The organism is Streptomyces sp. SM1 (assembly GCF_002910825.1).
Classification (GTDB): domain Bacteria; phylum Actinomycetota; class Actinomycetes; order Streptomycetales; family Streptomycetaceae; genus Streptomyces; species Streptomyces okerensis.
This window is the reverse complement of record NZ_NEUB01000150.1, coordinates 1-5,934: the sequence shown is the minus strand read 5'-3', so window position 1 is coordinate 5,934 and position 5,934 is coordinate 1. Positions and strand designations below refer to the sequence as shown.

Annotated in this window: 7 protein-coding genes; 6 read left to right on the top strand and 1 reads right to left on the bottom strand. The window is 74.6% G+C overall.

Annotated features, from left to right (window positions below; all coding sequences use genetic code 11):
• A partial coding sequence (locus B9S61_RS03305) for a sirohydrochlorin chelatase (protein ID WP_181007214.1) occupies window positions 1-393 on the bottom strand: 393 nt, incomplete at its 3' end.
• Between the two features lie 211 nt (window positions 394-604).
• Here B9S61_RS03305 and B9S61_RS03300 point away from each other — a divergent pair.
• From B9S61_RS03300 to B9S61_RS03275, 6 genes are all read left to right on the top strand, one after another.
• Window positions 605-1,309, top strand: coding sequence for a vancomycin high temperature exclusion protein (locus B9S61_RS03300; RefSeq protein ID WP_103540832.1), 705 nt, complete (start codon window positions 605-607; stop codon window positions 1,307-1,309).
• A 30-nt stretch (window positions 1,310-1,339) separates the two neighbouring features.
• Complete coding sequence (locus B9S61_RS03295; protein WP_103540833.1) at window positions 1,340-1,588, top strand: hypothetical protein; 249 nt, start codon at window positions 1,340-1,342, stop codon at window positions 1,586-1,588.
• Entirely contained in the window at window positions 1,585-1,986 is a 402-nt protein-coding gene (locus B9S61_RS03290; RefSeq protein ID WP_103540831.1) for a DNA-binding protein, read from the top strand. Before B9S61_RS03295 ends, B9S61_RS03290 begins: the two co-directional genes overlap by 4 nt.
• A gap of 113 nt (window positions 1,987-2,099) precedes the next feature.
• Window positions 2,100-4,208, top strand: coding sequence for a molybdopterin oxidoreductase family protein (locus B9S61_RS03285; protein ID WP_103540830.1), 2,109 nt, complete (start codon window positions 2,100-2,102; stop codon window positions 4,206-4,208).
• A 123-nt stretch (window positions 4,209-4,331) separates the two neighbouring features.
• Window positions 4,332-4,739: a gamma-glutamylcyclotransferase family protein gene (locus B9S61_RS03280; protein WP_103540829.1), complete on the top strand. Its 408-nt coding sequence runs from the start codon at window positions 4,332-4,334 to the stop codon at window positions 4,737-4,739.
• A gap of 425 nt (window positions 4,740-5,164) precedes the next feature.
• Window positions 5,165-5,731, top strand: a complete 567-nt coding sequence (locus tag B9S61_RS03275; RefSeq protein WP_103540828.1) for a hypothetical protein — start codon at window positions 5,165-5,167, stop codon at window positions 5,729-5,731.
• The last annotated feature ends 203 nt before the right edge of the window (window positions 5,732-5,934 follow it).

Here is a 5,934-nt window from a genome sequence, read left to right as displayed (position 1 = left end):
CGCCGGGGTGCGCCAGCCGGCCTCGGTGAGGCGGGCGTGGAGGGCGTCCACGAGCAGGGGGTGCGGGCCGAGGGGTGCGGCCACACGCGCGTGCAGCCGGGCCCCGGCGGCCATCCCGGGGATGTCCCGCTTGACGTGGTGACCCCGGCTGAGCAGCAGCGGTACCAGGACGGCGGACCGGGTACCGCGTGCGTCCAGCCGGGCCAGGGTGTCGGGGAGCAGCGGCGCGTTCAGCTCGATGTGGCCCAGGTGCACGGGCAGGCCGGGGCGCAGGGCGCGGATCCCGTCCAGGAGCTGCCGTACGGTGCTCAGCGCACGCGGGTCGCGGCTGCCGTGGGCCACGACGACGAGGGCGGGCCGGGCGGTGCGGTGGTGCGTGGTGTACGCCGTCATGCCTCGATCGTCACCGGGGGACGTTGCCGTCCCGTTGCGCGGGTGTGACGGGCGTTTTCCGGTGGTTCACCCTGTGCACGGTGGTGGGTGTGAGGCCGTTCGGCCTGTGGTTTCGCCGGCGGCGTGAAGCTGGTCACAGGGTGTGAGGTGAACCGGCGGGCGCTGCCGGGCGTCTCTCCGGGTCGGGGAGCGATCGGGGAGGGGCCGTCCGATGCGCCGTTTCGGAGTCAGCCGTCCGCGTCTGCCACGCACCCGCGCGGGGCAGCGGCGGCTGGTGCGGGCGGTGGTGGCGGTGTGCGTGCTGGCGCTGCTGCCGGCCGCCTGGCTGCGTCTGACGACGGACGGCAGGCTGCGCAACGCCGCCGACGTGCCGCGCACCGAGGTCGCCGTGGTCTTCGGCGCGGGCCTGTGGGACGGGGAGCCGTCCCCGTATCTGGCGCACCGGCTGGACACGGCGGCGGAGCTGTACCGCGCGGGGCGGATCGAGGTGGTGCTGGTCACCGGCGACAACAGCCGCGAGGACTACGACGAGCCGGACGCGATGCGCGGGTACCTGACCCGGCACGGCGTGCCCGACGCGCGGATCGTCAGCGACTACGCCGGGTTCGACACCTGGGACTCCTGCGTCCGCGCGAAGCGGATCTTCGGTGTCGACCGCGCGGTGCTGATCAGCCAGGGCTTCCACATCCGGCGGGCGGTGGCCCTGTGCGAGACGGCCGGCGTCTCCTCGTACGGGGTCGGTGTCGACGAACCGCATGACGCCACCTGGTACTACGGGGGCGTGCGGGAGGTCCTCGCGGCGGGTAAGGCGGCGACGGACGCGGTGTTCCGGCCCGATCCCCACTTCCTCGGCCCCGAGGAGCCCGGAGTGGAGCGGGCGCTGACGGAGGCCCGCGGCCGGGGAACGCCGGACTGACGATCCGCATACTGCGGTATGCTCGCTCCCATGGCGGACACGACGCGCATCACGGTGACGCTTCCGACGGAGCAGGTCGCCGAACTGAGGAAGCTCACCGACAACGTCTCCGGCTATGTCGCCGAAGCGGTGGCGCGTCAGCTGCGACACCAGTTGCTCGGCGACGATCTGCGCCGCCATCAGGACGAGTACGGAGCCTTCGCCGAAGAGGAGTTGGCGGAGGCCCGCTCCCGGATCTTCGGCAGCCCGGATGCCGGTGGCTCGAAGAGCGCGGCATGAGCGAGCACGTCGGAACCCTTGTCCTGGACTCCGAGGGCCTCTCCGCCTGGATCGCACAGGACCGCAAGATTTTCGCGATGCTCCAGGTCTTCCACGACATGGGTGCGGACATCGCCGTCGGGGCCAACACCCTCGTCGAGGTCAGTCATGCACGGGTGAACACGGCCCGGTTGCGGTGGGCACCGTCCCGCGTCAGGGTCGAGCCGGTGACCGAGCGGGCAGCGAAGGCGTCGGCGGAGCTGCTCAAGGCCGCCGGTCTGCACGGACACGAATACGCGATCGACGCCACGGTGGCCGAGATGGCACTGCGCCAACCGGGGCCGGTGGTCATGCTGACCTCCGACACGGACGACATGTCCCGCCTGTGCGGTGATCGCGTCCGGCTCGTCGGCGTCTGAGCGGGGGCCGGCCGCCGCCTCACCGTGGGCCCCCGGCGGCGGGGAGGTCGCCGTTCCGGGTGTGTAACAGGGGCCGGTGCGGTGCGTAACACCGGGGACGCAGCCTGGTCCGTATGCCAGACACCGTGACGCCCACGCACTGCCCCTACTGCGCCCTGCAGTGCGGGATGAATCTGACGCCGTCCCCGGACGGGAGAGCCGTCGAGGTGAGTGAGCGCGCCGACTTCCCGGTGAACCGGGGGGCGCTGTGCGGGAAGGGGCGTACGGCACCGGCGGTGCTGTCGTCGGGCGTGCGGCTGACCTCTCCGCTGGTGCGGTCCGAGGGGGGCGCGCTGGTGCCGGCCTCGTGGGAGGAGGCGCTGGGGCGGGTCGCCGGGGGGTTCGGGCGGACGCGGGCGGAGTACGGGGCGGACGCGGTCGGGGTGTTCGGCGGGGGCGGGCTGACCAACGAGAAGGCGTACAGCCTCGGGAAGTTCGCCCGGGTGGTGCTGGGCACCTCCCAGATCGACTACAACGGGCGGTTCTGCATGTCCTCGGCGGCCGCGGCGGGCGGGAAGGCGTTCGGGCTGGACCGCGGGCTGCCGTTTCCGCTGGAGGACATCCCGCGGACCGGCTGCGTCATCCTGGTCGGGTCGAACCCGGCGGAGACCATGCCGCCGTCCCTGCGCTACTTCACCGAGCTGAGGGAGAACGGCGGCACGCTGATCGTCGTCGATCCGCGCCGTACGAGGACCGCCGAACACGCCGATCTGCATCTGGCGCCGCGCCCCGGCACCGATCTGGCGCTGGCGCTGGGGCTGTTGCACCTGATCGTCGCCGAGGGGCGCACCGACGAGGCGTACGTCCGGGAGCGGACCGCCGGCTGGGAGGAGACCCGGGCGGCCGCGATGGCCCACTGGCCGGAGTACGTGGAGCGGATCACGGGCGTGTCCGTCCCCGAACTGCGGGAGGCGGTGCGGCTGTTCTGCGAGCCGGAGGCGGCGATGGTGCTCACCGCGCGGGGGCCCGAGCAGCAGTCCAAGGGCACCGACACGGTGGGCGCGTGGATCAACCTGTGCCTGGCGACGGGGCGGGCGGGGCGCCCGCTGTCCGGGTACGGCTGCCTCACCGGGCAGGGCAACGGGCAGGGCGGGCGTGAACACGGCCAGAAGGCCGACCAGTTGCCCGGCTACCGCAAGCTGACCGACCCCGCGGCGCGGGCGCACGTGGCGGAGGTGTGGGGCGTGGACCCCGACTCCCTGCCCGGGCCGGGACGCAGCGCCTACGAGCTGCTGGACGCGCTCGGTACGGACATCCGCTCACTGCTGCTGATGGGCTCCAACCCGGTGGTGTCGGCGCCCCGCGCCGCGCACGTCGAGGAGCGGATCCGCTCCCTGGACTTCCTGGCGGTGTGCGACGTGGTGCTGTCGGAGACGGCGGCGCTCGCCGATGTCGTCCTGCCGGTGACGCAGTGGGCGGAGGAGACGGGGACGACGACGAACCTGGAGGGGCGGGTGCTGCTGCGCCGCCGCGCGATCACCCCGCCGGCGGGTGTCCGCAGCGACCTGGAGGTCGTGCACGAACTGGCCGCGCGGCTGGGCGGGGAGCGGAACCTGGAGAAGGGCTTCCCGACCGATCCCGAGGAGGTCTTCGAGGAGCTGCGGCGGGCGAGCGCGGGCGGCCCCGCGGACTACTCCGGCATCACCTACCGGAGGCTGGCGGAGGAGAACGGCGTCTTCTGGCCCTGCCCGGCGTCCGAGGACCCGGGAACCGGCGTCCACCCCGGCACCCCCCGGCTCTTCCTCGACCGGTTCGCCACCGGGGACGGGCGGGCACGGTTCGTACCGGTCGCGCACCGGGCGATCGCCGAGGAGCCCGATGACGAGTATCCCGTGCTGCTGACCACCGGGCGGGTCGTGGCGCAGTACCAGTCCGGCGCCCAGACCCGGCGCGTCGACGAGCTGAACGCGGCCGCGCCCGGCCCGTTCGTGGAGCTGCACCCGCGGCTGGCGGAGCGGCTCGGCGCGGCCGAGGGCGAGCCGGTGGCCGTGGTGTCCCGGCGGGGGCGGGCGGTGGCGCCGGCGCGGATCACCACCGCGATCCGCGCCGACACCGTCTTCATGCCGTTCCACTGGGCGGGCGAGGGACGCGCCAACACCCTCACCAACCCGGCCCTCGACCCGACGTCCCGGATGCCGGAGTTCAAGGCGTGCGCGGTGCGGCTGGAGGCGGTACGGCCCTGAGCACGCCGACGCCGCCGCGGGGCACGGGAGTTCCCCCGCACGAGGGGGGAGAATCCTCCCCGCAAGGCCCCGGCGCCACGTCGGCGCGGTGGGGCTCCGCCGACGGTCCACGCGGGTGAACGAGTGAACCTCCCCTTCTTCGTCTACGGCACGCTCCGCCCCGGCGAACGCAATCACGACCTGCTGCTGCGCGGCCGCACCCTGCGCGAGGAGCCCGGCCGGCTCCGGGGCGCGGTGCTGTACGAGGGGCCCGGTTATCCGTACGCCGTCGAGGAGCCGGGCGCGGTGGTGAGCGGGGAGCTGGTGACCGCGCTGCCGGGGACGTATCCGGGGCTGCTGGCCGCACTGGACCGACTGGAGGAGTACGTTCCGGGCGATCCGCGCAACCTCTACGAGCGGGTGATGCGGGAGGTCGTCCGGGCGGCGGACGGCGTGGCGGTCCGGGCATGGGTGTACGTCGCCGCCCCCGCCGTCGCCACCCGGCTGCGGGCGCGGGGGAAGCCGATCGGGAGCGGGGAGTGGCGGGGCTGAGCACCGGACGCGCCCGCGCGTCCGCCGGTTCCGCACCCCACGACCCACCCCACCGCCGCCGTACGGACGCCGCCGCCGGAAGAACCGGACGCCGCAGGTGGACGAACGCACCCCCGCCCCGCACCCGCCCCGCGACGGGACCCGCCACACCCGCCGGCGCCCGGTCACCCGTTCACCCCCGTGCCGCGCACCCTTCGGGTGCTTCACCGCGGCCGGTTCGGCTCGCATCGGTGACCTGCTGAAACGCGACAAGGGGGGCGGCCGTCCGGGTGCGGCCCGGCACCCGTTCGGCCCGCGCCCCGACGCGTCCCCGAGGGGCGGTACGGCTCCGGGGGCACTTACCTCGAAGAGGCAGGGACGCGTCCGACGGCGGCACATGGGGGTGCCGCGGGCCGGGTCCCCTTCGTGAGCCCGAGGGAGTATCGATGCGACGTACCGCCCGGCTGCTGACCGGCGTCACCGCGATGACCGGTCTGACCGGCGCCGCGCTCGCCGTGGCCACCGCGGGGCTGCTCGCCGCTCCGCCCGCGTACGCCGCGGAGTCGCACGGCCCCTCCGCCGGAAGCCTGGAGGTCTATCCGTCGTCGGTCGCGCCGGGCTCGCAGGTCACGGTGGACACCGCGGCGTGCGGCGGCGGGGGAACGGCGGCGGGGGACGCCTCCGCGGTCGGCGCGGGCCGGTTCACGCTGGCGCCGAGCTCCCACGAGCGGGACGTGACCGGGCGGTTCCAGGTGCCGCCGGGCGCGCAGCCGGGGACCTACGAGATCGTCGCGACGTGCGCCGGGAGCGGCCGGCGGGTGGCCGGTGACCTGTTGGTCACGCTGACGCCCGAGGCCCAGCCGGCGCATCCCCGGGGGAGTGTGAAGACGGGGGTCGGTGGTGCTCTGGGCACCGACCCCGTACAGACCGCGGCCGGTGTGACGGCTCTCGCCGTCGCCGCCGCGGGCGGTACCTGGCTCCTGCATCGCCGGGCGAGAGGCGACGGGATCTGACGGGCACCCTCCGCTGCCCGTCCCCGCCGGTACCGCACGTCCCCTCCCCCTCCGGGTCCGACGCCCCTCGCGGCCCGGAGGGGGAACGGGGCCGACTCGAGAATGAGGTCAGTCCGTGATGCGCCGCAGGTTCCGCCGGGCCGGGGGTCCGGGCAACGCAGCGATAGCCGCCGTCACGGTGTTCGCCCTGTGCGCGGGAACGT

Excerpts from the sequence above, each read along its gene's own strand:
- B9S61_RS03300 (WP_103540832.1), top strand. The coding sequence starts at position 605 with ATGCGCCGTTTCGGAGTCAGCCGTCCGCGTCTGCCACGCACCCGCGCG.
- B9S61_RS03285 (WP_103540830.1), top strand. The coding sequence starts at position 2,100 with ATGCCAGACACCGTGACGCCCACGCACTGCCCCTACTGCGCCCTGCAG.
- B9S61_RS03275 (WP_103540828.1), top strand. The coding sequence starts at position 5,165 with ATGCGACGTACCGCCCGGCTGCTGACCGGCGTCACCGCGATGACCGGT.
- B9S61_RS03295 (WP_103540833.1), top strand. The coding sequence starts at position 1,340 with ATGGCGGACACGACGCGCATCACGGTGACGCTTCCGACGGAGCAGGTC.
- B9S61_RS03290 (WP_103540831.1), top strand. The coding sequence starts at position 1,585 with ATGAGCGAGCACGTCGGAACCCTTGTCCTGGACTCCGAGGGCCTCTCC.